A 21,146-nucleotide genomic window follows, 5' to 3' on the forward strand; every position below is an offset into this window, starting at 1 on the left:
CGGCAGGACAGAGGGGGGCGCGAAGGAACTCGGCCTGACATCTTGCATCAACGAAAGATGCGGTTTACGCCCTCTGGTCTTTGTTTTGGGCATCTCGTTGCCCCACAACCGCTGCGCATTTTGGGCGACATGCCCTCTGAGGACGAACAGACCATGCTTGACATCAAATGGATTCGCGACAACCCGAAGGCCCTTGTCGAGGCGCTCCAGAAGCGCTCGTGGTCGGCTGAGGCGGCGCAGTCCACGGTCGACGACCTGATCGGCGCGGATGAGGCGCGGCGCGAGCATCTGACGGAGCTGCAGACCCGGCAGGAACGCCGCAACGCCGCATCGAGGGAGATCGGCAATGCCATGCGCTCGGGCGATGCCGCTCTTGCCGAAAGGCTGAAGGCCGAGGTCGGCGAGATCAAGGCCTTCATCCAGAATGGCGAGGCGCGCGAACGCGAGCTCGACAAGGCGCTGAACGATGCGTTGGCAGTGCTGCCAAATGTGCCGTTCGACGACGTGCCGGTCGGCAAGGACGAGCACGACAACGTCGTCAAGCGCGTCGTCGGCGAGGTGCCGACGCGGCCGAACTGGGTCAAGGAGCATTTCGAGATCGGCGAAGCGCTCGGCATGATGGATTTCGAGCGGGCAGCACGGCTTTCCGGCTCGCGTTTCACCGTGCTGAAAAGCGGCCTGGCGCGGATGGAACGCGCGCTCGGCCAGTTCATGCTCGATCTGCACACGACCGAGCACGGCTATGTGGAGATCCAGCCGCCGTTGATGGTACGCGACGAGGTGCTTTTCGGGACCGGGCAACTGCCAAAATTCGAGGAGGATTTATTCTTCGTTCGGCATGGGGACGGCAGGCTTGGCCTAATACCAACCGCCGAAGTCCCGCTGACCAATCTCGTTCGCGACGAAATCACGCCGCACGAAAAACTGCCGCTGCGCTATACCGCGCTGACGCCGTGCTTCCGCTCGGAGGCGGGCTCGGCTGGGCGCGACACGCGCGGCATGCTGCGCCAGCACCAGTTCTACAAGGTCGAGCTGGTGTCGATCACCGACCAGGAGACTTCGGTTGCCGAGCATGAGCGCATGACCGAATGCGCCGAGGAGGTGCTGAAGCGGCTCGGCCTGCCTTTCCGCACCATGACGCTGTGCACTGGCGACATGGGCTTTGGCGCGCGCAAGACCTACGATATCGAGGTCTGGCTGCCGGGCCAGAATGCCTATCGCGAAATCTCGTCGTGCTCGGTATGCGGCGATTTCCAGGCGCGGCGCATGGACGCCCGCTACAGGGACAAGGACGGCAAGGGCAACCGCTTCGTCCACACCCTGAACGGTTCGGGCACCGCCGTCGGCCGCGCTCTGATCGCCGTCATCGAAAATTACCAGAATGAGGACGGCAGCGTAACCATTCCTGAAGCGCTTCGGCCTTACATGGGCGGTCTGCAAAAGATCGAATCGAAATAATGCGCATCCTTCTGACCAACGACGACGGCATCCATGCCGAGGGCCTTGCATCACTCGAACGCATCGCCCGCACGCTGTCGGACGACGTCTGGGTGGTGGCGCCGGAACAGGACCAGTCCGGCTATGCGCATTCGCTGTCGATCTCGGAGCCGCTGCGGCTCAGGAAAATCGGCGAAAAGCACTTTGCCGTGCGCGGCACGCCGACCGACTGCGTCATCATGGGCGTGAAGAAGATCCTGCCCGAAGCGCCCGACCTGATCCTGTCCGGCGTCAATTCCGGCGCCAACATCGCCGACGACGTCACCTATTCGGGCACCGTCGCCGGCGCCATGGAGGGCGCGCTGCTCGGCGTGCGATCGATCGCCATCAGCCAGGCCTATTCCTATGTCGGCGAGGACCGCGTCGTTCCCTACGAGACCACCGAAGCGCTGGCGCCGGCGCTGCTCGAAAAGCTCGTCGCCATGCCGTTGCCGGACGGCGTGCTGCTCAACGTCAATTTTCCGAATTGTGCGCCGGAAGAGATCGCCGGAACTGTGGTCACTTCGCAGGGCAAGCTGGTCCACAGCCTGTGGGTCGACGAGCGGCGCGACGGGCGCGGCTTGCCTTACTACTGGCTGCGCTTCGGCCGCGAGCCGGTCGAGGGCAAGCAAGGCACCGACCTCCATGCCTTGCGCAATCGGCAGGTGTCGGTGACGCCGCTGCAGCTCGATCTCACCGCGCATGAAATCCGCGATCAACTGGCCAAGGCGCTCGCATGAACTTGAACCACGCTGCAACGGTCGACGAGCGCGAAGGTTTCGCTGCCTTCCTGCTTCGCCTGCGAGGCAGGGGCACAGTGCCGAAGGCGCTGATCGCCGCCTTCGAGGCGACGCCGCGGCGCGGCTTTCTGTCTCCGCATTTTCACTCGATCGCCTGGTCGGACCGTATGCTGCCGATCGAATGCGGCGAGGCCATCGAAGGTGCCGACCTGCAGGCGGCGGTGATCGCGGCACTTGCCATCGAGCCGGGCAACCGGGTGCTCGAGATCGGCACCGGGTCCGGCTATACGGCGGCGGTGATGTCGCGGCTTGCCGCTCGGATCGTCACCATCGACCGTTACAAGACGCTGGCCGAACAGGCCCGGCAGCGCCTCGAGGCACTCGCCATCGGCAATGTCATCGTGCGCCAGGCCGACGGTTCCAACGGGCTGGCCAACGAAGCGCCGTTCGACCGCATAGTCGCCTGGGCGGCCTTCCACAGCCTGCCGCGCTTTCTCCTCGACCAATTGTCGAGCGGCGGCATCGTCATCGCGCCGATCGGACCCGACGAAGGCGAGCAGGTGCTGGCCAAGCTGACCAAGGTCGGCAGCCGCTTCGAACGCGAGGATATCGGCCTGGTGCGCCTGCAGCCGATCCTGCGCGGCGTCGCCGCGGTGATTTGATATCCTAACCGTCGGCCGCTTGGGGGCAGCCGAAGCCGGGTGTTTCGTCATCCTAGGGCGCAGCAGAATTCTGCTCCGCCGCATTCTTCGGCCAACGTCACGGAATGGATCCCAGGGTCTCCGCGACGGAAGCTCCGCTCCTGCTCCGCCCTAGGATGACGAAGCTGAGAGCCTTCCTCGAATATTTTAAGAAAATTTGCGCCTGATTCTACAGGTTTAACCGACCGGTAACATTAACGCGCTTTAATCACACTCAGTTGTACCGGGTCTGTGCGGGTTAGTGCGATGCAATTCAGTGTTTTGAAGGCAAACGGACGCAATCTGGCGCGTGGCTGCGCCGTCCTCATGATCGCAGGCGCTGCGACGGGGTGTAGTTCCCAGGTGGCGCGGTTCAACAGCGTCGACGACGTGTTCACCGCCTCGACCAACAACCAGCGCGCCATCATCGACAAGCAGGATGCTGCTCAGCCCTATCCGGGCGATGTTGCGGCCGCGCCGATCGACGGCAGCCACACCCAGTCGGTCAGCCGCTCAAGCCTCGAACCGGTCACGGCGCAGCAATTGCCGCCTCCGGCTCCCGCCCTGGCGCCTGCCGCCCGTCCGGTGCGCACCGCTGCCGCGCCGGCCCTGGCGCCTGCCGCTCCTCGTGTCGACAGGACGGCAACCGGCACCGTCGCTCCGGCGGCAAGGCCATTCAAGAACGCCGAGCCCGACGCGCCGCGCATGGCGACGGCCGCCGGCGCACCACATGCGACCGAGATCGTCGTCAAGGATGGCGAGACCATTTCCGGCCTGTCCCGGCGCTACGGCGTGCCGGCCGATGCCATCATGAAAGTCAACGGGCTGAGCGCGACCAAGGGGCTGAAGACCGGCCAGAAGCTCGTCATCCCGGCCTATGCGTATTCGAGCAACGGTGCCGCGCCGAAAGTCGCCGACGCCAAGCCCGCGAACGGCACCAGGCACGACCAGCCGGCCGACGCGCCGGAGAAGGTGGCCGTGCTGCCGCAGCAGCCGAAGGTTAGGGAAGGCAAGTCTACCGCGCAGGTGGACGCCTCGGCTGCCGCAAGCCAGCCGAAGGATGGAAAGGCCGCGGCGAAGGTGGCTTCGGCGACGGCCAAGCCGGCCAGTGCCGGCGGTACCTACACGGTTCAGCAAGGCGATACGCTGTCCGCCATCGCCAGAAAGACCGGCGTCGGCGTCGTCGCGTTGAAGCAGGCGAACGGCATGCAGGATGGACTGCTCAAGATCGGCCAGACCCTGAAAGTGCCGGCAGGCGGAACCGCTGTCGTCGCCGGTGCGAAGCCGGCAAAGGTCGATCCGGTGACGACGGCCACGACCCAGCCGCCTGCCAAGACAACGCCGACGCAGACGCTCGCCTCCTACACGCCGCCGAAGAAGGACGCGAAAGTCATCCAGCAGGCCGAGGACGACAATGCGGTGGCGCCGGACGCAACCGGCATCGGCAAGATGCGCTGGCCGGTGCGCGGCCGTGTGATCTCAAGCTTCGGCGGCGGCAAGGACGGCGTCGACATCGCCGTGCCCGAGGGGACGCCGGTCAAGGCGGCCGAAAACGGCGTCGTCATCTATGCCGGTGACGGCCTCAAGGAATTCGGCAACACGGTGCTGGTGCGGCACGAAAACGGTCTGGTCACCGTCTACGGCCACGCCAGCTCGATTGAGGTGCAGCGCGGCCAGAAGGTCAAGCGCGGCCAGGAAATCGCCCTGTCCGGCATGAGCGGCACCACCGACTCGCCGAAACTGCATTTCGAAGTGCGGAAGAACTCGGCGCCGGTCGATCCTTCGACCTATCTCGAATAGAAGACGAAAAGCAATTTGCGGGCCGCCTGACCTTCAGCCCGCCGAGGAAGTCCGCTCCGCAAGGTGCGGGCTTCTTCTGCTGTTAGTCCTTGAGCGGCTAATCCTTGAGCGATTTTCCGAGCCGGCCTGCCAGATCCTGGGTGAACTGCCAGGCGACGCGGCCCGAACGGCTGCCGCGCGTCGTCGCCCATTCCAGCGCCTCGGCGCGCAGCGTCTCGGGATCGATGGCGAGATCGTGATGGCGGACATAGCCGTCGATCATGTCGAGATATTCATCCTGCGAACATTTGTGGAAGCCAAGCCACAGGCCGAAACGGTCCGACAGCGAAACCTTCTCCTCGACCGCTTCGGACGGATTGATCGCCGTCGAGCGCTCATTGTCGATCATGTCGCGCGGCAACAGATGCCGCCGGTTCGAGGTGGCGTAGAAGATGACGTTGGCCGGGCGGCCCTCGACGCCGCCTTCAAGAGCTGCCTTCAGCGATTTATAGGACGTGTCGTCATGGTCGAATGACAGGTCGTCGCAAAACAGGATGAAGCGGAACGGCGCGGCCTTCAGCAGTCCCATCAGCTTCGGCAGCGTGTCGATGTCTTCGCGATGGATCTCGATAAGCTTGAGCGGCAGGTTGAGCTTGGTCGAAGCGTTGACCGCGGCGTGCACCGCCTTGACCAGCGACGATTTGCCCATGCCGCGCGCGCCCCACAACAGCACGTTGTTGGCAGCATAGCCGGAGGCGAAGCGCTCGGTGTTGTCGACCAATATGTCGCGGACGCGATCGACCCCGCGTATCAGGCCGATGTCGACGCGGTTGACCTTGCGCACCGGCTCCAGATAGCCGGGATCGGCCTGCCAGACGAAGCAATCGGCTTCGCCGAGGTCGGTTTGCGGCACCGGCGGCGGCGCGAGGCGGGCGACCGCCTCGATCAGGCGGTCGAGCTTCTGGCTCAGGGTATCGATGGTGCTGTCGGTCATCTCTTGTCTTTTTTGTTTCGCATTCGGGACGTGCGGCAGGCCAACCTACCTGATTTCAGCGGTTTCGAAACTCGTCCCAAGCATTTGTTCGGGCATGATCTTTTGCGAAAACCGAGCGTCGCTTTTCGGGATCACCCTCTAACACGGCTCACCAGCCCGGAAAAGCAGCCGATTTGCCCGGCGGCGCAGTTGCATTGGCAACGTTACCGACTATATTCCGGCCAAATTTGGCGGGGCCGCCTTGCGGCTGTTTTTCAAAGTTCAGGAGTACCTCGATGTTCGTGACACCGGCATACGCCCAAGGCATCGGCGGGGACTCGTCCGCAATGTTTATCCAGATCGTGCCGTTTGCTCTGATTTTCGTGATCATGTATTTTCTGATCATCCGGCCGCAGCGCACGCAGCTGAAGAAGCGCGGCGAGATGCTGGCGGCGGTTCGCCGCGGCGATACGGTGGTCACCGGCGGCGGCTTCGTCGGCAAGGTGACCAAGGTGATCGACGACAACGAGCTCGAAATCGACCTTGGCGGCGGCACCAAGGTGACGGCGCTGCGCTCGACACTCGCCGACGTGCGCGTCAAGGGCGAACCGGTGGCGAACCAGAACGCCAAGAAATAACCGAATTGTCGGCGGAACGATCCGCCAGCACGCCCTGACGGACGACGCCATATGCTTTATTTTTCGCGCTTCAAGATGATCCTGATCTGGCTGGCCGTGGCCGCCACAGTGGTCCTCGCTGCGCCCAACCTTTTTTCCGCCAGCACGCTGGCCAAGTTGCCCGACTGGCTGCCGAAGCGGCAGATGACGCTCGGCCTCGACCTGCAGGGCGGCTCGCACATCCTGCTCAGGATGGATCCGAACGATCTGATCAAGGATCGGCTGGAGACGACGCGCGACGAAATCAGGACGCTGCTGCGCGATGCCAAGATCGGCTATACCGGCCTTTCCGGAACGGGCCGTACGGTGCAGGTCCGCATCACCGATCCCGCACAGATCGAGGCTGCCAAGACAGCCTTGAAACCATTGACCAATCCGGTGGCCGCAGGCCTGTTCAGCGGCGGCTCCATCCAGGAGATGACGCTGGATGATTCCGAGCCCGGCCTGCTCAAATTTGCCGTCACCGATGCGGGGATCAAATATCGCACCTCGACGGCGCTGACGCAGGCGATCCAGGTTGTCGAGCGTCGCGTCAACGAACTCGGCACCACCGAGCCGATCGTGCAGCGCCAAGGCGACGACCGTATCCTGGTGCAGGTGCCTGGTCTCCAAGACCCGCAGCGGCTGAAGGAAATTCTTGGCCAGACCGCAAAGCTGACTTTCCAGATGGTCGACCAATCGATGCCGGTGCAGGACGCGCTGAACGGCCGTCCGCCGCCGGGATCCTCGGTGCTGTATTCGCAGGACGACCCGCCGGTACCGTATCTGATCGAGAACCGCGTCATCGTTTCGGGTGAAAACCTCGTCGATGCCCAGGCGACCTTCAACTCCCAAAACAACGAGCCGGTTGTTTCGTTCCGCTTCGATTCGAAAGGGGCGCAGCGGTTCGGCCAGGCGACATCGCAGAACGTCGGCAAGCTGTTTGCCATCATCCTCGACAACCAGGTGATTTCGGCGCCGCAGATCCGTGAACCGATCCCCGGCGGTACCGGCCAGATATCGGGGAATTTCACCGCTGAGAGCGCCAACGACCTCGCCGTGTTGCTGCGTGCCGGCGCCTTGCCTGCGACGCTGACGGTGATCGAAGAACGCACGGTGGGGCCGGGACTTGGCCAGGATTCCATCCATGCCGGCAAGGTCGCCGGCATCATCGGGTCGATCCTGGTGGTGGCATTCATGTTCGTCGCCTACGGTTTCCTCGGCTTCCTCGCCAACATCGCGCTGGCGGTGCATGTGGCGATGATTGTCGGGCTGCTGTCGCTGCTTGGCGCAACGCTGACCCTACCCGGTATCGCTGGTATCGTGCTGACCATCGGCATGGCGGTCGATTCGAACGTTCTCATCTATGAGCGCATCCGCGAGGAGCGGCGTAACGGCCGCTCGGTGATCCAGGCGATCGACACCGGTTTCAGCAAGGCGCTGGCGACCATCGTCGATTCCAACGTCACCTCGCTGATCGCGACCGTGGTGCTGTTCTGGCTCGGAACCGGACCGGTGAAGGGCTTTGCCGTCACCTATGCCATCGGCATCCTGACCACGGTCTTCACCGCCTTCACCTTCACCCGCCTGCTGGTGTCGATCTGGCTTCGCCGCGCCCGTCCGAAGGAGTTGCCGCGGGCGCCTGTGACGTTCATTCCGCCCGGCACGAAAATTCCGTTCATGGGCATCCGCCGCTGGACGTTCACACTGTCCAGCGTGCTTTCGGTGTTGTCGGTCATCGGCTTCATGACCATCGACATCAATTACGGCATCGATTTCAAGGGCGGCTCACTGATCGAGGTGCAGTCCAAGGCCGGCAATGCCGATCTGGCCGACATCCGCGGCAGACTGACGGAACTGAATATCGGGGAGGTGCAGGTTCAGCAGTTCGGCGAGCCGAACGACGTGCTGATCCGCGTCGGTACCCAGGAGGGTGGCGAGAACGCCGAACAGACCGTCATCGACAAGGTGCGCGGCGAACTGCAGGACCAGTATGATTTTCGCCGCGTCGAAGTGGTGGGGCCAACGGTTTCGGGCGAACTTGCCAAGCAAGGCACCATTGCCATGCTTGTCGCGCTGCTCGGCATCCTGATCTATGTCTGGTTCCGCTTCGAATGGCAGTTCGCGGTCGGCGCCATCGTTGCGACCGTGCACGACGTGGTCATGACGATCGGCTTCTTCGTCATCACCGGCCTCGAATTCAACCAGTCGTCGCTGGCGGCGATCCTCACTATCATCGGTTATTCGCTCAACGACACCATCGTCGTCTATGACCGTGTTCGCGAGGATCTGCGAAAATACAAGCGAATGTCGCTGCCGCAATTGCTGAACAACGCCATCAACGAGACGCTGTCGAGGACGACGCTGACCTCGGTGACGACGATCCTGGCGCTGCTGGCGCTGGTGCTGTTCGGCGGCGAGGTGATCCGCTCGTTCACCATGGCGATGCTGTTCGGCGTCGTGTTCGGCACCTATTCGTCGATCTTTATCGCCGCGCCACTGCTTATCCTGTTCAAGCTGCGGCCGCAGGCCACAGCATCCGATGAGGAAAAGCCGGTGGGCGGCGGCAAAGCCATAGCCACCTGACGGCTTGCCGCAAAAGTGGCCAAGGGCATCGTCATCCGCGAGGCGCATTTCCCGGGCCGCGCACCGATCGAGGCTTACGGCAATGGCGGCTTCCGCTTTGCCGACATGTCGCATCGCGGCTCGCTGCTGTGCCTGCCTTCGGGCATATACGGCTGGGAGCCGGCCGATCCGCTGGCGCTGACGGCAGCGGATTTCGCCAAGCTGTTCAATGAGGCCGACAAGGTCGAGATCCTGCTGGTCGGCAGCGGCAGGGATCTGAGGCCGTTGCCGGCCGCGCTGCGTACGGCGCTGAAAGAAGCGGGCATTTCCGCCGATCCGATGTCGACCGGGGCGGCGGTGCGGACCTATAATGTGCTGCTGGCGGAAGACCGCGCCGTGGCCGCAGCGCTCATCGCCGTCGACTGACGTGGCCGAAAACACCAAAGCCGTCATGGAGACGGTGCGCGCCGCCGACCATGACCGCTATCTCGCCGCGCTCTACGCGCCCGAAGACAAGCGGGACGCGGTGTTTTCGCTCTATGCCTTCAACGCCGAAATTGCCGGCATACGCGATCGCATCCGCGAAGCGCTGCCGGGTGAAGTCCGGCTGCAATGGTGGCGAGACATCATCGCCGCCGAAGAGGATCGCGCTAAGGTCGGCCATCCCGTGGCGGACGCGCTGAGGGCGACTATTTCCGCTCACCGCCTGCCCAAGGCCGCTTTCGACAATATGCTCGAAGCGCGCATCTTCGATCTCTATGACGACCCGATGCCGTCGCGCACCGACCTCGAAGGCTATTGCGGCGAGACTGCCGCAGCACTTATCCAGCTTGCGGCGATGGTGCTCGATCCGGTCGAAGCACCGCGCCTTGCCGAACTTGCTGGCAGGGCAGGTTGTGCGCAGGCAATGACCGGTCTCCTGCTTCTACTGCCGCTGCATCGCAAGCGAGGGCAATGCTTTGTCCCGGCCGACATTTTGGCGGCGGCGGGATCGTCGCCGCAAGAATTCGTTACAGGCGACGGCGGGCCGGGCGCGGAACGCGCAGTGGCCGCGATGATCGCGCTGGCACGCGAGCATCTTTCCGCTTTCACGCAGGGGGCGTCCGCTCTGCCGGTTTCGCTGCGCCCGGCCTTTCTGCCGCTGGCGTTGTCGAGCGCCTATCTCAGCAAGATTGACGGCTCCCGCCATTCACCGCTTGATGGCGCGGTGCGGCTTTCGGCCTTGCGCCGGCATTGGCTTTTGTTCCGGCGCGCGACGCGGGGCTGGCCGGCGGTGTGAAGGCTGATTGCTAATGAGGAAATCCGGCCCGGCCGCCAAGCCGGGACTGCCGGCGGCGAGCATCGGCCCGGCCGAGTAGCTTCCATCACGATGGATCACTCGACCCGCCATCGCGCATCAGCGTTTCATAATCGCGACCGCCATAGAAGATGTTGACGATGCGAACGAGATCGTCGCTGACAACATAGGCGATAATAGCCGAGTGCTCGAACGGCACCGTTCGCAATCCTGGTGCAATGTCGTCGCGCGGCCGGCCGCCACGCGGTGCATTGCCGATGTTTCCGCAACGCAGCTTGATCCTGTCGACGAAATTGTCCGCAGCCGCTTCGCTCGCACCGCGGTTGACGATATAGCCGGCAATCGATACCAAATCCGTGATCGCGCCTTCGCTAAGAACTACGGCGAGACGCTGGATCATCGTTCCCCCTCGCCAACTCCGAAATCCTGCTCTTCACTCTCGTGATTGCCTGGTCCAGCGGAACGTCAGGCCTTGTGTCCTCGATCGAGGCCTTCACGCGCGCCCGGATCGAGGCCATGCGCTCGGCATGTTCTTCCTCTTCGCGCTGGAAAGCGCGAAGTGCCGCGCGGATGACCTCGCTCGCCGATCCGTAGGAGCCGTCCTCGACCTTTTCGCGGATCATACGCGCCATGGCGGGCGTTACGGTGACGGACAGTTTCTCAGCGGATTCCATGGGATTTTGGCCTCGCGATACAAAGTAGGATAATATCCTACTTCTCCGCCGCGCAACGCGCAAGAGCGGAGATCGGCACTATTCCGCAGCTTCCGCCCGGGAAGGCAGCCCCAGCCATTCGCGGCAGTCGGCCAGCGCGCGCGACGTCACGGCGTGCCGCTTGGCGACCGTCTTGTCCTTGCCGCGCAGCCGCTTGCCTTCGATCTTCGGCGTGTCCACGGGCGGGAACAGGCCGAAATTGACGTTCATCGGCTGGAAAGAGCGCTTTCCAGGCTCGTCGTCGGAGACAATATGGCCACCGGTGATGTGGTTGAGCAGCGCGCCAAACGCGGTGGTCAAGGGCGGCAGCGACGGCGCGTGGCCGAGCCGTTCTGCGGCGGCGAAGCGCCCGGCAAGCAAGCCTATGGCGGCGCTCTCGACATAGCCCTCGCAGCCGGTGATCTGGCCGGCAAAACGCAGGCCGGGTCGCGACTTCAACTGCAACGAAGCGTCGAGCAGCGTCGGCGAATTGATGTAGGTGTTGCGGTGCAGGCCGCCGAGGCGGGCGAACTCGGCATTCTCCAGCCCGGGGATGGTGTGGAAAATGCGCACCTGCTCGGCGTGCTTCAGCTTGGTCTGGAAGCCGACCATGTTGTAGAGCGTGCCCAGCGCGTTGTCCTGGCGAAGCTGAACGACGGCATAGGCCTTTACGGACGGATTATGCGCATTGGTCAGCCCCATCGGCTTCATCGGCCCGTAGCGCAATGTCTCGACGCCGCGCTCGGCCATCACCTCGATCGGCAGGCAGCCGTCGAAATAGGGCGTACCTTCCCACTGCTTGAATTCGGTTTTCTGGCCGTCGACCAGCGCCTGCACGAAGGCAAGGTACTGCTCCTTGTCCATCGGGCAATTGATGTAGTCCTTGCCGGTACCGCCGGGCCCGACCTTGTCGTAGCGCGACTGGAACCAGCAGATGTCCATGTCGATCGTGTCGAAATGGACGATCGGCGCGATGGCATCGAAGAAGGCGAGCGCGTCGGCGCCGGTCACTTCCGCTATCGATCGGGCGAGCGAAGGCGCGGTCAGCGGGCCGGTGGCAACGATTGCCTGGTCCAAGTCCGCCGGCGGCAGGCCGGGCACTTCCTCGCGTCGGATGGTGATGAGCGGGTGGGCTTCGAGCTTCCTGGTGACCGCTTCGGAAAATCCGTCGCGGTCGACGGCCAGCGCACCGCCGGCCGGCACCTGGTGCGCATCGCCGGCGCTCATGATCAGTGAACCGGCCAGCCGCATTTCGGCGTGCAGCAGGCCGACGGCATTGGTTTGCGCATCGTCCGAGCGGAAGGAATTGGAACAGACGAGCTCGGCCAGCCCGTCGGTCTTGTGCGCTTCGGTGCCGCGGACGGGACGCATTTCATGCAGGACAACGGGGACGCCGGCTTCGGCCGCCTGCCAGGCGGCTTCGGCGCCGGCGAGACCGCCGCCGATGACGTGAATGGGATTCTTGTCCATGAGCGCCGAAATAGTCGCTTGGCGCGAGGATTGCAATTACACGAATGAGCCGCGCTGTTGCCGCCACGCGCTGCAATCGTCTACTATCGCGAATGGGTGGGAGTCTCGGGGTCTTTGCCAGAGCGACATTTCTGACAGTCGTGACCGCGGTAGGCGGATCAGCGGCCGCCGGCGAACTGGCCGCGACGGCTCCCAAACGGATCCCCATATGTCACGGCTACGGTTGCAACTATCGCACAATGCTCGCGCTTGGCCCCAGTGACGGTGCGCGTTTCCGCTCTATCCTGCGTGCGGGTGCGGCTTCGCCCCAGGCCGAGCGTTCCGCTATTTCCAAGGCGGTCCGCTATTTCGAGCAACGCATTTTCCAGGCCATCGGCATTCGTGACCAGCCGCAGTCAGAATTCGGTGCCTCGCGCATCAGGGGCCAAATGGATTGTGTCGACGAATCGACCAATACGCATGCGTTGCTGGTCTATCTTGCCGAGCGAAAACTGCTCAGGTTTCACAAGGTCGAGGACAAGGCCTCGCGAGGCCTGTTTGTCGACGGGCGCTATCCGCATTGGACGGCGGTGATCAGCGACCGCGGCGATACGGAATGGGTGGTGGATTCCTGGTATGCGCCGATGGGCGGCGCGCCGGACATCTTTCCGCTGAGCCAGTGGAAGGAACGGGGCGTGCTGAAAAGCGGGGCGCTGGACTGACGATAGGGCCGTCCCGCAAAGACGGCTCTCCCCAAAGCAGCTTCGGAGTGCCTAGACCTGAAAACAACAACACCCGCCGGGGGAGGAGGTCCGGCGGGTGTCGTTTTGTTGGTCGATCCTCGGGAGGAGGTGAAGATCGACCATATTCGTCATCGCCGGGGAGGAGGTCGGCTTTGACGAAATTCTTTTCGCCATTTGAAAGGGCGCGAAACCCTTTTTAGAAACAACTTAGAAACAGCGCCCGCCGAGGGAGGAGGTCCGGCGGGCGCCGTTTTTGTGGTCAACCCTCGGGAGGAGGTGAAGGCTGACCGTATCCGTCAGGGTCGGGGAGGAGGTCGACCCTGGCGAAATTCTTGTGGTTAGATCGCCCTGCGAGCGACCATCTTGATCTCGTCACGGACGATGCCGAGATCGTTGAGCTGGCGGTTCGACAGGCGACCCAGCTCGGTAACCGTCTCGCGGTAGACGCGCCAGTTACGATAGTTGCGGATCAGGTTCATTGTCGTTCTCTTTTCAAAACTGGTCGGACCATTTGCGGCCCGAAGGATTAGACCGCCTTGCGGGCGACGTAGTGAATGTCGCTGCGGCTGATGCCGAGGTCGGTCAGTTCACGGGTGCTCAGGCGGCTCAGCTCGGACACGGTGTCCCTATAGCGGCGCCAGTTGCGATAGTTGCGGATCAGGTTCATGGTATTCTCGTTTCGTCTTTCTTTCGGATCATTCCGTCTTTGTGTGCACCGTGAAAATAGGTGGGATCATATCGATTTAAAAGCGCTATTGGTGCATGGCAGCAATGCAAATTGTGCAATGCAACATTAACGCGCGTCCGGCTTTCCGCCCAAATCGGAAAATGCCGTAAGGTCAAACGCTTGGGCGCACGAGCTAAAAGGACGAAGCGAAAGGGGAGGGGCAATGGCGAGCTATTCGTCACGGGTCAGGTCGGATATCGCGCGATGGCAGCAGGCCGGCCTGATCGACGCGCCGACAGCCGATGCGCTGACGCGCGACGTCGAGGCCAACGAACGCAAATCGCTGAGCTTCGGCTCGATCCTGGCGATGATGGCGGCGCTGCTGTTCGGCGCGGCTATCCTGATTTTTATCGCCGCCAACTGGGAAGTCATCCCGCGGCTGGTGCGGGTCGCGGCACTTTTTGCCGTTATCCTTGCCGGCTATGTCGGCGGCGCGGTGCTGAAGATGCGCGACCATGCGGCGATCGGCGAGGCGCTGTGGATCGTCGCAGCGGCGGCATTCGGCGGATCGATCGCGCTGATCGGCCAGATGTATCATTTGTCGGGCGACGAGGCCTCGGCCTTGATCACCTGGGGCGTCGGCACGGCGCTGGCGGCGGTGGCGCTGCGCTCAAACCCGCTGACCGTCGCTGCCGTCGGCATCGCCGATGCCTGGCTGTTCCTGAGAGGGTTCGACTACTTCCGGCGCACGGAATTTCCGCATCTCTTCGTCGTCATGGCGCTGGTGCTGTTCGCCGTTTCGTTCTGGACGCGCAGCCAGGCGGCGCGCCACCTGATCATCCTGTCGGTCCTTTTCTACCTGGTGCTGTTGGTCATGGAGTACGACACGCTGCAAGTCGCCATCCCGCTCGTTGCCGCGTCGGTGCTGCTTTTTACCGCTGCGATCTTTGCTGCCGGGCCGGTCGAGAGTGTTTTGCAACTCGGCGGCAGGTTGCCCTTGCATGCGCTGATCGGCTTTCTCACCGGCCTGGCGATGATCCAGTTCGAACTGGCGGATGAAAGCAGCTACAGCAGCGGCTTCGCCATTGCCTCGGCTGTTGCGCTGGCCGGCATCGTCGCGGCGATCGTGCTGGGCGGCCGCGAGAGCCGGGGGCTGCGCTGGGTTGCCTATGCGGGCTTCGCCTTCGAACTCGCCATCATCTATGTGGTGATGCTGCAATCAATGCTCGACACGGCAGGCTTCTTCCTTGCGGCGGCGGTGCTTCTCGCCGTTCTGGCCTTTATTATCATCCGCATAGAAAAGCGCATGAACGCCTCGAACATGACAGGAGCGGCGGCATGATGACCGGCAAAAGACTGATCATCTCGGCGCTGGTCCTGGCGCTCGTCCAGATCGGCTTTCTGAGCTGGATCATCGCCGGACGCGCGGCGATCCTGCGCGACGGCAAGCAGGTCCTGCTCAGGGTCGAGCCGATCGATCCGCGCGATCTCTTGCGCGGTGACTATATCTCGCTTGGCTACGAGATTTCGCGCATACCGGTGAAGCTGATCGGCAACATTCCGGCCGGCAAGCTTTCCAGCGAGGAAACGTCGATCGTGGTCAGGCTGAAGCAGGGCGCCGATGGCTATTGGGGGCCGACCGCGGCTTGGTTCGGGCAAGCGCCGGTGCCGGCAGCATCCGGCGAAGCCGATATCGTCGGACACGTCTCCGAGGGCTGGGATATCAGCCAGGGAGCAACGACGATCGCGCCGGAGTACGGCATCGAGCGCTTCTATCTGCCGGAAGGCGAGGGGATCGCGATCCAGAACGATATGCGGGTGCGGCCGTTCGGCATCCGCGTGGCGATCGCGGCCAACGGCACGGCGCAGATCAAAGCGCTGGTGGACGGCGACAAGACACTGTTCGAGGAGCCGCTTTACTAGATCGCGCTACGGCCTTGGCAATGATCCTCCTTCGCCAAGGCTTCAGAGGAGCTTCGAGTGGCCTGCCACCCGAAGCTCGAAGAGCGAAGGGTGGTGCGGATGAAGGGACTCGAACCCCCACGCCTTTCGGCACTGGAACCTAAATCCAGGGCGTCTACCAATTCCGCCACATCCGCATTGCCCGGCCAATCCCATGTAGCCATCATTCTGTCAATGTCAGGGCCGATATCGGCATCATTGGCCGGAATGCAAAGATGGTTGAAAATCAGCGTCGCCTGTGACAAAAGGCGTGTCGAATGTGACGGGACGCGACGATCCGCTTCTGCAGAATGTGATAAGAAGTAGGAAAAACAAAGACTTATTCACATTTTGGAGCGTATTTCTGGAGGATTTGTGCCGCGTTGGGCGGACAGATCGCCAAGTCCCGCACCAAAAGCCATTCCCGGCAAGATCATACCGGCAGGCTGTAAACGGCAGGGGCCGTTTGACGGCCTCATTGGTGGAAACAAAGGTTTTATGATGCAGGTCACCGAAACGCTCAACTCCGGTCTCAAGCGCGAGATCAAGATCACCGTGCCGGCCGGTGACATGGAAGCCAAGCTGATGGCGCGGCTCTCCGATGCCAGGAACAAGGTCCGCATCAACGGCTTCCGCCCGGGCAAGGTGCCGGTGCAGCACCTGCGCAAGGTCTACGGCAAATCGTTCATGGCCGAAGTGGTCAACGAGATCCTCAACGATTCGACCCGTTCGATCATCACCGGGCGCGGCGAAAAGGCCGCCATGCAGCCCGAAGTGATCATGACGGAGGACGAGAAGGAGGCCGAGAAGATTCTGGCAGGCGGCGCCGACTTCGAGTTCCGCCTGAACTATGAGGTCATTCCGCCGATCGAGATCAAGGATTTCTCCGACATCAAGGTGACGCGCCAGGTGTTCGACGTGCCGGATGAAGAGATCGACGAGCAGGTCAAGCGTGTCGCTGAATCCGCCCGCACCTACGAGCCGAAGACCGGCAAGGCCGCCGAGGGCGACCGCGTGACCATCGATTATGTCGGCAAGATCGACGGCGAAGCCTTCAACGGCGGCGCCGGCACCGATCAGCCGCTGGTACTCGGCTCCAAGGAATTCATCCCCGGCTTCGAGGACCAGCTGGTCGGCAGCAAGGCTGGCGACGAGAAGCAGATCACGGTAACCTTCCCGGAAAACTACCAGGCGGCGCATCTGGCCGGCAAGGAAGCCACTTTCGACGTGACCGTCAAGGAAGTGTCGAAGCCCGGCGAACTTGAGATCAACGACGAGATGGCCAAAAACCTCGGCCTGGAGTCGCTGGAGCGCCTGCGCGTGGTGGTGCGCGGTCAGATCGAAAATCAGTTCGGCTCGATGACGCGCCAGAAGGTCAAGCGCCAGTTGCTCGACCAGCTCGACGCCGCCTACTCGTTCGAGGCGCCGTCCAAGCTCGTCGAGGCCGAGTTCAACAACATCTGGAACCAGGTCAACCGCGATCTCGAAGCCGCCGGACGCACCTTCGCCGACGAAGAGACGACTGAGGAAGAAGCGCGCGCCGAATATATGCGCCTTGCCGAACGCCGCGTGCGTCTCGGCCTGGTTCTCGCCGAAATCGGCGAGAAGGCAGGCGTCACGGTGACGGACGAGGAACTGCAGCGCGGCCTGTTCGAGCAGGTACGCCGCTATCCGGCCAGCCAGCAGCAGGAAGCCTTCGAATTCTATCGCAACAATCCCGAAGCGCTGAATACGTTGCGCGCGCCCATGTTCGAAGAGAAGGTGGTCGACCATCTGCTCGGCCAGATTTCGGTCACCGATGTCAAGGTCAGCAAGGAAGAACTGCTGGCCGACGACGAGGATACGGAGACGACCAAGGCAAAGCCGGCGAAGAAGCCGGCCGCGAAAAAAGCCGACGCCAAGAAGGCCGACGACGACGCTGAAGAGCCGAAGAAAAAGGCCGCGCCGAAGAAGAAGGCCGCCAAGGACGCTGAATAACGTCCCTGCTGAATTCCGAAAGGCCGCCTTCTCGAGGCGGCCTTTTTCGTTGTGGCGCAGACGCAACGGATTTCACGCATCTGGCGGTCGAGGTGGCGATACGAAGCTTTGATGATTATCTGCGCAGGGTTGCTGACCGCAGCGGTTGTTGGAGGCATCGTTGAGACAGTTCTTCGGTATCGGAAGCGTGATGGCGGCGGCATTCCTGCTTGCGTCGGTCTGCGGGATCGCTCAGGCTGATACGGTTCTCGACAACTGGCGGTTCGACAAGACCAGCGATGGCCTTGTCACCGCCTCGCTTTACGCGACCAACAAGCTCATCACCGGCGGCGGCGCATTGAGTTACAGCCCGGTATTGACGATCGCCTGCCGGACCGCCGGCGAACCGCGTTGGAGCGAATGGCTGCAGCTGAGCGACACCGTTTCCGCCAGCCGAACCATCGCCATGTCGGTGACTGTCGGCCAATCCGGCAAGCTCAACGAAAGCTGGTCGGTCGGCCCGCGCAGCAGGATGCTGGTCCGCGACGGTGCCGACGGCATCAGGCGACTGATTTCCGCGGACCGGCTGCTGCTGTCCTGGCGGTTCGGGCTGCTGTCGGGGCGCGGCAAAGCCGAGTTTGACCTAGCCGGAGTTGAAGAGGCGGTCGGCCGGATCGCCACCACCTGCAACACCAAATTGCCTTGAGCGCGGATTATCCGCATTAATCCATTCAATGATCGAACTCTACCTGCCGGCCGGGTTCTGTGGTATGTAGGTGCCGCAACTCCAGGCAGTGGATATCCGTTCTGCCATTCAAGAGCGCATGCCAGCGGACTAGATGTCGGCCTGTGCAGGTCAGCCAGGGCAAATTGGCGATCAGGGAGGAAATGCCATGCGTGCCATTGTGTTTTTTATCGTCATGTCCGTCGCGACCGTCATTGCCGGCCCCTCGTGGGCCCAGGATGCCGCGGCGGGTGAGAAGGTCTTCGCCAAATGCAAGGTCTGCCACGTGGCAGACAAGGACCAGAACAAGATCGGTCCGTCCTTGAACGGCGTCATCGGCCGAACGGCCGGGACGCATCCGGGGTTCAGCTATTCCAAGGCGATGACCGAGGCCGGCAAGTCCGGCGTCAAATGGGATGAGGCCACGCTGACCACCTACCTTCACGATCCGAAAGCGATGGTCAAAGGAACGAAGATGGCGTTTGTCGGCCTCAAGAAAGACGAGGACATCGCCAATGTCATTGCCTACCTGAAGCAATTCTCCAAATAACGCGGCTCTTCCGCCGGATCTTGGTATCGCAAACAGGTCGAGGCATAGCCTCGGCCGCAATCTGCCGGCAGCGTCAGGTGGGGAGGCGGCTCGTTGCAAAAAAGACATTGGCCGGCTAGGCTGCCGTTCCCATCGGTGGTCGTCTGAATGTCGACTGAAGAAAGCCGTCTCAAGGATACCGGCATCCGCCTCTCGGAGGCGACGGCGGGTGATTTCTTTGCGCTTTTGAAACCGCGAGTCATGGCGCTTGCCGTTTTTACCGCCTTCGTCGGCCTGATGATGGCGCCCGGCGTAATGAATCCAGTTATCGCCGTAATCGCCATCGGCGCAATTGCGGTCGGAGCAGGAGCCGCCGGCGCGCTCAATATGTGGTACGACGCAGACATAGACGCCTTGATGTCTCGCACGTCCAAGCGACCAATTCCGTCCGGTCGCGTCACGCCTGGCGAAGCTCTCGGCTTCGGTCTGGTGCTTTCCGCACTGTCGGTCATGACGCTCGGCGTGCTGGTGGGGTGGCTTGCCGCATCGCTGTTGGCGTTCACCATTTTTTTCTACGTCGTTATCTACACAATGTGGCTGAAGCGCTCGACGCCACAGAACATCGTCATAGGCGGCGCGGCAGGCGCCCTTCCTCCGGTGATCGGGTGGGCGGCTGCAACCGGCGCTATCGGTATTGAAAGTCTCATCCTGTTTCTGATCATTTTCCTCTGGACGCCGCCTCATTTCTGGGCGCTGGCCCTTTTCAAGGTCGGCGACTATGCCGCGGCGGGTATCCCGATGATGCCGAATGTGGCCGGCCAGCACTCGACCAGAAAACAAATCTTCGCCTATTCGCTGCTCTTGGCGCCAATCGGCGTTCTCCCTTGGGGCTTTGGCTTCGCGAGCGGATATTACGGCACTGTTTCAGCCGCATTGGGCGCAGGTTTCATTTGGCAGGCCTGGAAGGTTCTCGTCGCCGACAAGGAGATGAAGCCGGCAAAGGCGCTGTTTGCGTATTCGATTGTCTATCTTTTCGCAATCTTTGCGGCGCTGCTTGCCGACACCATTGTAATGCGAGTGGTCGCGTCAGCCGGCTATTGACACCTGCTCCAAAACATCACGTCGGCAGAGCACAAAATCCCAGCAACAGCAGAATAACGACGCCAAGGCCGAGTATGAGAACTGTCCTTCCATCCATGACCTTCACCTTCGACTAGAAGAGCATATCGAAAAACGGCGTCTGGAGCTAGTCAGGCTACCCGGGACCCTTACTCCCGGCCTTCCTACAAAGCGCGACAAGTCCCCCGCATGAGAGTATATTGATCATGGTGCAGGTCGCGGTTTGCGTGGGCCAATCATGCAGAACGGCAGCACAGTAAAACGCGACCTTACCGGACCTGGTCTGGAGGAATGGTCATGGCAAGCTTTCACGTGATAGCAGGTGCCAGCGAGACGCTGGAACACACCAGAGTTCGAAAAATCGGTGTCTCCGATCTTTTTGATGCGCTCAGGCGTGGGGTCGATGATTTTATGGTCAAGCCGTCGCACATCGTTTTTCTCTGCCTGATCTATCCGCTTGCGGGAATCGTGCTTGCTGTCTGGACATCAGGCAACAACACGCTGCCATTGCTGTTTCCGCTTGTGTCCGGCTTTGCACTGATTGGTCCGTTCGCGGCGATCGGCCTCTATGAGATCAGCCGGCGACGGGAAGCCGGGCTCGATGCCTCGTGGAGACACGCCTTTGAGGTCAGGAGTTCTCCGGCACTGCCGGCTATTGCAGCGGTCGGCATCATGCTGCTTGCGATCTTCATCGCCTGGCTTTTGACGGCCCAGATTTTCTATCAGACCCTGTTCGGCCCGGCGCCACCGCAATCGCTGTCCAGCTTCATCAGTGAAATATTCGCCACGGGACGCGGCTGGACGCTCATCATCCTGGGTCACGCCATCGGCTTCGTGTTCGCCGCGGTTGTGTTGTGCACCACGGTCGTCGCATTCCCGTTGTTGCTCGACCGCGATGTCGGGGCCTACGAAGCCATCCACACCTCGGTGCGCGTTGTCCTGGCCAACCCGATCGTGATGGCGGTGTGGGGCCTTATCGTCGCCGTCGCCCTGATCATCGGCTCGCTGCCAGTGTTCGCCGGGTTGGCAGTCGTGCTGCCGATCCTTGGTCATGCCACCTGGCATGTCTATCGGAAAGTTGTGGAATCGCCGCCGGCCACCAGACCGTGAGCTGAAAACCTGCCGTGCCCGTACCGGCGAAATGCCGGTGCGGGCAGGGT

Annotated in this window: 22 protein-coding genes and 1 tRNA gene; 16 read left to right on the plus strand and 7 right to left on the minus strand. The window is 62.3% G+C overall.

What is annotated here, in order from left to right; genetic code table 11:
* The first annotated feature begins 153 nt into the window (after nt 1-153).
* The 4 genes from serS (at nt 154) to NKI95_RS20810 (ending at nt 4,696) form a co-directional block, all read left to right on the plus strand.
* The gene (gene serS, locus NKI95_RS20795) at nt 154-1,458 is read left to right on the plus strand and encodes a serine--tRNA ligase (protein ID WP_352719158.1); all 1,305 of its coding nucleotides are present in this window, start codon (nt 154-156) and stop codon (nt 1,456-1,458) included.
* Nucleotides 1,458-2,216, plus strand: coding sequence for a 5'/3'-nucleotidase SurE (gene surE, locus NKI95_RS20800; RefSeq protein WP_352719159.1), 759 nt, complete (start codon nt 1,458-1,460; stop codon nt 2,214-2,216). The genes serS and surE overlap by 1 nt, the downstream gene beginning before the upstream one ends.
* Entirely contained in the window at nt 2,213-2,878 is a 666-nt protein-coding gene (locus NKI95_RS20805; RefSeq protein WP_352719160.1) for a protein-L-isoaspartate(D-aspartate) O-methyltransferase, read from the plus strand. Before surE ends, NKI95_RS20805 begins: the two co-directional genes overlap by 4 nt.
* Before the next feature lie 285 nt (nt 2,879-3,163).
* The gene (locus NKI95_RS20810) at nt 3,164-4,696 is read left to right on the plus strand and encodes a peptidoglycan DD-metalloendopeptidase family protein (protein WP_352719161.1); all 1,533 of its coding nucleotides are present in this window, start codon (nt 3,164-3,166) and stop codon (nt 4,694-4,696) included.
* Between the two features lie 97 nt (nt 4,697-4,793).
* Here the strand turns inward: NKI95_RS20810 and NKI95_RS20815 are convergent, their stop codons facing one another.
* Nucleotides 4,794-5,669, minus strand: coding sequence for an ATP-binding protein (locus NKI95_RS20815; RefSeq protein ID WP_352719162.1), 876 nt, complete (start codon nt 5,667-5,669; stop codon nt 4,794-4,796).
* A gap of 275 nt (nt 5,670-5,944) precedes the next feature.
* On the opposite strand from NKI95_RS20815, the gene yajC reads away from it, so the two are divergent.
* From yajC to NKI95_RS20835, 4 genes are read left to right on the plus strand one after another with little or no spacing between them, the layout of a single operon-like run.
* Nucleotides 5,945-6,286, plus strand: coding sequence for a preprotein translocase subunit YajC (gene yajC, locus NKI95_RS20820; protein WP_352719163.1), 342 nt, complete (start codon nt 5,945-5,947; stop codon nt 6,284-6,286).
* Between the two features lie 51 nt (nt 6,287-6,337).
* The gene (gene secDF, locus NKI95_RS20825) at nt 6,338-8,890 is read left to right on the plus strand and encodes a protein translocase subunit SecDF (protein ID WP_352719164.1); all 2,553 of its coding nucleotides are present in this window, start codon (nt 6,338-6,340) and stop codon (nt 8,888-8,890) included.
* A 15-nt stretch (nt 8,891-8,905) separates the two neighbouring features.
* Nucleotides 8,906-9,295, plus strand: coding sequence for an Mth938-like domain-containing protein (locus NKI95_RS20830; RefSeq protein WP_352719166.1), 390 nt, complete (start codon nt 8,906-8,908; stop codon nt 9,293-9,295).
* A gap of 25 nt (nt 9,296-9,320) precedes the next feature.
* A complete protein-coding gene (locus tag NKI95_RS20835; protein ID WP_502909225.1) occupies nt 9,321-10,148 on the plus strand; it encodes a phytoene/squalene synthase family protein in 828 nt (275 codons plus the stop codon).
* A gap of 85 nt (nt 10,149-10,233) precedes the next feature.
* Here NKI95_RS20835 and NKI95_RS20840 read toward each other — a convergent pair whose 3' ends face one another.
* The 3 genes from NKI95_RS20840 to trmFO form a co-directional block, all read right to left on the minus strand.
* On the minus strand, nt 10,234-10,566 hold the full coding sequence (locus NKI95_RS20840; RefSeq protein ID WP_352719168.1) for a type II toxin-antitoxin system RelE/ParE family toxin: 333 nt from the start codon (nt 10,564-10,566) through the stop codon (nt 10,234-10,236).
* The gene (locus NKI95_RS20845) at nt 10,538-10,840 is read right to left on the minus strand and encodes a type II toxin-antitoxin system ParD family antitoxin (protein WP_352719169.1); all 303 of its coding nucleotides are present in this window, start codon (nt 10,838-10,840) and stop codon (nt 10,538-10,540) included. Before NKI95_RS20845 ends, NKI95_RS20840 begins: the two co-directional genes overlap by 29 nt.
* A 78-nt stretch (nt 10,841-10,918) precedes the next feature.
* Nucleotides 10,919-12,328: a methylenetetrahydrofolate--tRNA-(uracil(54)-C(5))-methyltransferase (FADH(2)-oxidizing) TrmFO gene (gene trmFO, locus NKI95_RS20850; protein WP_352719170.1), complete on the minus strand. Its 1,410-nt coding sequence runs from the start codon at nt 12,326-12,328 to the stop codon at nt 10,919-10,921.
* 239 nt (nt 12,329-12,567) lie between these two features.
* On the opposite strand from trmFO, the gene NKI95_RS20855 reads away from it, so the two are divergent.
* Nucleotides 12,568-13,029 carry a hypothetical protein gene (locus tag NKI95_RS20855; protein WP_352719171.1) on the plus strand — a complete coding sequence of 154 codons (462 nt, stop codon included), beginning with the start codon at nt 12,568-12,570 and terminating at the stop codon, nt 13,027-13,029.
* Nucleotides 13,030-13,388: 359 nt separating this feature from the next.
* On the opposite strand, the gene NKI95_RS20860 is transcribed toward NKI95_RS20855, so the two are convergent.
* Nucleotides 13,389-13,529, minus strand: a complete 141-nt coding sequence (locus tag NKI95_RS20860) for a DUF1127 domain-containing protein (protein WP_023678914.1) — start codon at nt 13,527-13,529, stop codon at nt 13,389-13,391.
* Between the two features lie 47 nt (nt 13,530-13,576).
* Nucleotides 13,577-13,717: a DUF1127 domain-containing protein gene (locus NKI95_RS20865; protein WP_091596947.1), complete on the minus strand. Its 141-nt coding sequence runs from the start codon at nt 13,715-13,717 to the stop codon at nt 13,577-13,579.
* Nucleotides 13,718-13,940: 223 nt separating this feature from the next.
* On the opposite strand from NKI95_RS20865, the gene NKI95_RS20870 reads away from it, so the two are divergent.
* Together NKI95_RS20870 and NKI95_RS20875 are read left to right on the plus strand one after the other, a co-directional pair.
* The gene (locus tag NKI95_RS20870) at nt 13,941-15,059 is read left to right on the plus strand and encodes a DUF2157 domain-containing protein (protein ID WP_352719172.1); all 1,119 of its coding nucleotides are present in this window, start codon (nt 13,941-13,943) and stop codon (nt 15,057-15,059) included.
* Nucleotides 15,056-15,640, plus strand: coding sequence for a GDYXXLXY domain-containing protein (locus NKI95_RS20875; RefSeq protein ID WP_352719173.1), 585 nt, complete (start codon nt 15,056-15,058; stop codon nt 15,638-15,640). Before NKI95_RS20870 ends, NKI95_RS20875 begins: the two co-directional genes overlap by 4 nt.
* Before the next feature lie 91 nt (nt 15,641-15,731).
* Here NKI95_RS20875 and NKI95_RS20880 read toward each other — a convergent pair.
* A tRNA-Leu gene (locus tag NKI95_RS20880) sits at nt 15,732-15,816 on the minus strand.
* Between the two features lie 343 nt (nt 15,817-16,159).
* On the opposite strand from NKI95_RS20880, the gene tig reads away from it, so the two are divergent.
* The 5 genes from tig to NKI95_RS20905 all read left to right on the plus strand — a co-directional run bounded on the left by tig (nt 16,160) and on the right by NKI95_RS20905 (nt 21,096).
* Nucleotides 16,160-17,635, plus strand: a complete 1,476-nt coding sequence (gene tig, locus NKI95_RS20885; RefSeq protein ID WP_352719249.1) for a trigger factor — start codon at nt 16,160-16,162, stop codon at nt 17,633-17,635.
* 160 nt (nt 17,636-17,795) lie between these two features.
* On the plus strand, nt 17,796-18,320 hold the full coding sequence (locus NKI95_RS20890; protein ID WP_352719174.1) for a hypothetical protein: 525 nt from the start codon (nt 17,796-17,798) through the stop codon (nt 18,318-18,320).
* Nucleotides 18,321-18,507: 187 nt separating this feature from the next.
* Nucleotides 18,508-18,888, plus strand: a complete 381-nt coding sequence (locus tag NKI95_RS20895; protein WP_352719175.1) for a c-type cytochrome — start codon at nt 18,508-18,510, stop codon at nt 18,886-18,888.
* 147 nt (nt 18,889-19,035) lie between these two features.
* On the plus strand, nt 19,036-19,968 hold the full coding sequence (locus tag NKI95_RS20900; RefSeq protein ID WP_352719176.1) for a heme o synthase: 933 nt from the start codon (nt 19,036-19,038) through the stop codon (nt 19,966-19,968).
* 315 nt (nt 19,969-20,283) lie between these two features.
* The gene (locus NKI95_RS20905; RefSeq protein WP_352719177.1) at nt 20,284-21,096 is read left to right on the plus strand and encodes a DUF2189 domain-containing protein; all 813 of its coding nucleotides are present in this window, start codon (nt 20,284-20,286) and stop codon (nt 21,094-21,096) included.
* The last annotated feature ends 50 nt before the right edge of the window (nt 21,097-21,146 follow it).

The sequence above is a fragment of the Mesorhizobium sp. M0306 genome (genome assembly GCF_040321655.1).
Lineage (GTDB): Bacteria > Pseudomonadota > Alphaproteobacteria > Rhizobiales > Rhizobiaceae > Mesorhizobium.

Bases quoted from the DNA above. Each gene is read 5' to 3' on its own strand.
- NKI95_RS20805 (WP_352719160.1), top strand. From the start codon at position 2,213: ATGAACTTGAACCACGCTGCAACGGTCGACGAGCGCGAAGGTTTCGCT.
- NKI95_RS20845 (WP_352719169.1), bottom strand. From the start codon at position 10,840: ATGGAATCCGCTGAGAAACTGTCCGTCACCGTAACGCCCGCCATGGCG.
- NKI95_RS20835 (WP_502909225.1), top strand. From the start codon at position 9,321: ATGGAGACGGTGCGCGCCGCCGACCATGACCGCTATCTCGCCGCGCTC.
- NKI95_RS20895 (WP_352719175.1), top strand. From the start codon at position 18,508: ATGCGTGCCATTGTGTTTTTTATCGTCATGTCCGTCGCGACCGTCATT.
- tig (WP_352719249.1), top strand. From the start codon at position 16,160: ATGCAGGTCACCGAAACGCTCAACTCCGGTCTCAAGCGCGAGATCAAG.
- NKI95_RS20810 (WP_352719161.1), top strand. From the start codon at position 3,164: ATGCAATTCAGTGTTTTGAAGGCAAACGGACGCAATCTGGCGCGTGGC.
- trmFO (WP_352719170.1), bottom strand. From the start codon at position 12,328: ATGGACAAGAATCCCATTCACGTCATCGGCGGCGGTCTCGCCGGCGCC.
- NKI95_RS20905 (WP_352719177.1), top strand. From the start codon at position 20,284: ATGGCAAGCTTTCACGTGATAGCAGGTGCCAGCGAGACGCTGGAACAC.
- NKI95_RS20865 (WP_091596947.1), bottom strand. From the start codon at position 13,717: ATGAACCTGATCCGCAACTATCGCAACTGGCGCCGCTATAGGGACACC.
- NKI95_RS20870 (WP_352719172.1), top strand. From the start codon at position 13,941: ATGGCGAGCTATTCGTCACGGGTCAGGTCGGATATCGCGCGATGGCAG.
- NKI95_RS20815 (WP_352719162.1), bottom strand. From the start codon at position 5,669: ATGACCGACAGCACCATCGATACCCTGAGCCAGAAGCTCGACCGCCTG.
- secDF (WP_352719164.1), top strand. From the start codon at position 6,338: ATGCTTTATTTTTCGCGCTTCAAGATGATCCTGATCTGGCTGGCCGTG.
- NKI95_RS20900 (WP_352719176.1), top strand. From the start codon at position 19,036: ATGTCGACTGAAGAAAGCCGTCTCAAGGATACCGGCATCCGCCTCTCG.
- surE (WP_352719159.1), top strand. From the start codon at position 1,458: ATGCGCATCCTTCTGACCAACGACGACGGCATCCATGCCGAGGGCCTT.
- serS (WP_352719158.1), top strand. From the start codon at position 154: ATGCTTGACATCAAATGGATTCGCGACAACCCGAAGGCCCTTGTCGAG.
- NKI95_RS20855 (WP_352719171.1), top strand. From the start codon at position 12,568: ATGCTCGCGCTTGGCCCCAGTGACGGTGCGCGTTTCCGCTCTATCCTG.
- NKI95_RS20860 (WP_023678914.1), bottom strand. From the start codon at position 13,529: ATGAACCTGATCCGCAACTATCGTAACTGGCGCGTCTACCGCGAGACG.
- yajC (WP_352719163.1), top strand. From the start codon at position 5,945: ATGTTCGTGACACCGGCATACGCCCAAGGCATCGGCGGGGACTCGTCC.
- NKI95_RS20875 (WP_352719173.1), top strand. From the start codon at position 15,056: ATGATGACCGGCAAAAGACTGATCATCTCGGCGCTGGTCCTGGCGCTC.
- NKI95_RS20840 (WP_352719168.1), bottom strand. From the start codon at position 10,566: ATGATCCAGCGTCTCGCCGTAGTTCTTAGCGAAGGCGCGATCACGGAT.